Source organism: Pseudomonas sp. SST3 (genome assembly GCF_003325755.1).
The window spans coordinates 1-3753 of sequence record NZ_QORI02000158.1 but is presented as its reverse complement, the minus strand read 5'-3'; the positions used below and the strand labels follow the sequence as shown (position 1 = coordinate 3753).

Below are 3753 nucleotides of genomic sequence, written 5' to 3'. Positions count from 1 at the left end.
GTCGAGCAGGTCTATGTCAATGAAACCCGCCCCTGGCTGCAAGGCTCCCGTCTTACAGCGTGGGAGTTGGCGGGCCAGGGCATCCCGGTGGCGGTGAATGCCGACTCCGCCGGGGCGCATATCCTCAAGACCAAAGGCGTGACCTGGGTGGTGGTGGGGGCTGACTGTATTGCGGCCAATGGCGATGTGATCAGTAAGATCGGCACTTATCAGTTGGCCGTGTGTGCCATGCACCATGGCGTGCGTTTTATGGTGGTGGCGTCGAGTTCGGCCCTGGATTTGATGATGGCTACGGGGGAGGATGTTGCGCTGGAGCAGCGCGATATGGGTGAGTTGCTTGAGGTGAATGGGCAGCGGTTGGATATCGCGGCGTTTAACCCTGTGTTTGATGTGACGCCTGCGGATCTGATTGATGTGATCGTCACCGAAAAAGGCATTGTCGAGCGGCCAGACACTGCCAAACTGGCCAAGTTGATGTGTCGTAAGCGCCTGCATTGAGGGTGTCGGTGGCTGTGGGGGCTCTATCGCAGGCAAGCCAGCTCCACCTTCAACCGTGTTCACACATCAAAGGTGGGAGCTGGCTTGCCTGCGATTGGCCCTTGAAGTCAATAAAACGTCTGCATTCCACCCTCGCAAAAAAGCACCATCGCGCCTCTGAGCCCCTCTCGTCCCCTTCAAGCCTGTCATCCGTCAAATTACTAGCCTCCATGCGCATCAGGGGGATAGGTGCGTGGCGGCGATTGTGATAACATCTGGCGGTTTCCAGGGCTGCCCCGAGGGGTGGCCTATAACGTGCAGATCCGTGTCATAACTCGTTGATTTGTCGTAAGTCGTTGTCAGGCACCGTGCCGGCAGCGGCGAGCTTCGTTCGTCCCGAATGGATGTGACGAGGTTTCACCCGAAAAAGGAATCAGGCTTCTCATGGGCGAACTGGCCAAAGAAATCCTCCCGGTCAATATCGAAGACGAGCTGAAACAGTCCTACCTCGACTACGCGATGAGCGTAATTGTCGGTCGGGCACTGCCTGATGCGCGCGATGGCTTGAAGCCCGTGCACCGGCGTGTGCTGTTCGCGATGAGCGAGCTGGGTAACGACTGGAACAAGCCGTACAAGAAATCTGCCCGTGTTGTCGGTGACGTGATCGGTAAGTATCACCCTCACGGCGACACTGCGGTGTACGACACCATCGTTCGGATGGCGCAGCCGTTTTCCCTGCGCTACCTGCTGGTAGACGGCCAGGGTAACTTCGGTTCGGTGGACGGCGACAACGCCGCGGCCATGCGATACACCGAAGTGCGCATGACCAAGCTGGCGCACGAGCTACTGGCCGACCTGCATAAAAGAAACCGTGGACTGGGTGCCGAACTACGACGGCACCGAAATGATCCCGGCTGTCATGCCCACCAGGATTCCCAACCTGCTGGTCAACGGTTCCAGCGGTATCGCCGTGGGCATGGCCACCAACATCCCGCCGCACAACCTCGGTGAAGTCATCGACGGTTGCCTGGCCCTTATCGACAACCCTGAGCTGACCGTCGATGAGCTGATGCAATACATTCCCGGCCCGGACTTCCCGACCGCCGCGATCATCAACGGTCGCGCCGGCATCATCGAAGCCTACCGCACCGGCCGTGGGCGCATTTACATGCGCGCCCGCTCGATCATCGAAGACATCGACAAGGTCGGTGGCCGCCAGCAGATCGTCATCACCGAACTCCCTTACCAGTTTGAACAAGGCACGCCTGATCGAGAAGATCGCCGAGCTGGTTAAAGAGAAGAAGCTGGAAGGCATCACCGAGCTGCGCGACGAGTCCGACAAAGACGGCATGCGCGTGGTCATCGAGCTGCGCCGCGGCGAAGTGCCGGAGGTGATCCTCAACAACCTCTACGCCCAGACCCAGCTGCAAAGCGTGTTTGGTATCAACGTGGTTGCCCTGATCGACGGCCGCCCGCGCATCCTGAACCTCAAGGACCTGCTGGAAGCCTTCGTGCGTCACCGTCGCGAAGTGGTCACCCGCCGTACCGTGTTCGAACTGCGCAAGGCCCGCGAGCGCGGCCATATCCTGGAAGGCCAGGCGGTTGCGTTGTCGAACATCGACCCGGTGATCGCCCTCATCAAGGCCTCGCCAACCCCGTCGGAAGCCAAGGAAGCGCTGATCAGCACACCTTGGGAATCCAGTGCCGTGGTCGCGATGGTTGAGCGCGCTGGCGCCGACTCGTGCCGCCCCGAGACCCTGGACCCGCAATACGGTCTGCGTGAAGGCAAGTACTTCCTGTCGCCAGAACAGGCCCAGGCCATCCTGGAACTGCGCCTGCACCGCCTGACTGGCCTTGAGCACGAGAAGCTGCTGGCCGAGTACCAGGAGATCCTCAACCAGATCGGCGAGTTGATCCGCATCCTCAGCAGCGCTGTGCGCCTGATGGAAGTGATCCGCGAAGAACTGGAAGTGATCCGCGCCGAATACGGCGACGTGCGCCGCACCGAAATCCTCGATGCGCGCCTGGACCTGACCCTGGGTGACATGATCCCGGAAGAAGAGCGCGTGGTGACCATCTCCCACGGTGGCTATGCCAAGACCCAACCGTTGGCGGCCTACCAGGCCCAGCGTCGTGGCGGTAAAGGTAAATCGGCTACCGGCGTGAAGGATGAGGACTACATCGCTCACCTGCTGGTCGCCAACAGCCACACCACGCTGCTGCTGTTCTCCAGCAAAGGCAAGGTGTACTGGCTCAAGACCTACGAAATCCCGGAGGCCTCCCGCGCTGCCCGTGGTCGTCCGTTGGTCAACCTGCTGCCGCTGGACAGTGACGAATACATCACCACCATGCTGCCGGTCGAGGAATACACCGAAGGTCACTTCATCTTCATGGCCACCGCTAAAGGCACCGTGAAGAAGACCCCGCTGGAATCCTTCAGCCGTCAACGCAGCGTGGGCCTGATCGCCCTGGAGCTGGACGAAGGTGACGTGCTGATTTCCGCAGCCATTACCGATGGCGAGCGCGAAGTCATGCTGTTCTCCGATGGCGGCAAGGTCACACGCTTCAAGGAATCCGACGTACGAGCCATGGGCCGTACCGCCCGCGGTGTACGCGGCATGCGCCTGCCGGAAGGGCAGAAGCTGATTTCGATGCTGATCCCGGAAGAAGGCAGCCAGATCCTCACCGCTTCCGAGCGTGGTTATGGCAAGCGCACCGCCATCAGTGAGTTCCCGGAGTACAAGCGTGGCGGCCAGGGCGTGATCGCCATGGTCAGCAACGACCGCAACGGCCGTCTCGTCGGCGCGGTGCAGGTGCTCGACGGCGAGGAGATCATGCTGATTTCCGACCAGGGCACCCTGGTGCGTACCCGTGTGGCGGAAGTGTCGAGCCTGGGCCGTAACACCCAGGGCGTGACCCTGATCAAGCTGGCCAAGGACGAAAAACTGGTCGGCCTGGAGCGTGTGCAGGAGCCTTCGGAAGTCGAAGGCGAAGAGCTCGAAGGTGAGGAATTCGAAGGCGAGGTTATCGCAGCTGGCGATGACAACGTTGACGAGCCAACCCTCGACGCTGCCGCAGACGAAGAAGAACCGCAGGAATAAGCGGACACACAGGGGGCGGATGAAGATTCGCCCCCTTGTTGTTTGTCCCCTATGAAACACAGCGCCCTTTGCCTGGACGCGGTCCATGTGGGAGCTGGCTTGCCTGCGATGCAGGCGCCTCGGTCATTCAGTGATACCGCGGCGCTGCTATCGCAGGCAAGCCAGCTCCCACAGA

At 60.7% G+C, this 3753-nt stretch carries 2 pseudogenes; both read left to right on the top strand.

Annotation, left to right across the window (positions count from 1 at the left end):
• Positions 1-498 (top strand): annotated as a pseudogene (locus DQ405_RS25695) (S-methyl-5-thioribose-1-phosphate isomerase); the annotation flags it as partial.
• 423 nt (positions 499-921) lie between these two features.
• Positions 922-3578, top strand: a pseudogene (gyrA, locus tag DQ405_RS25690) (DNA gyrase subunit A).
• Positions 3579-3753 lie beyond the last annotated feature (175 nt).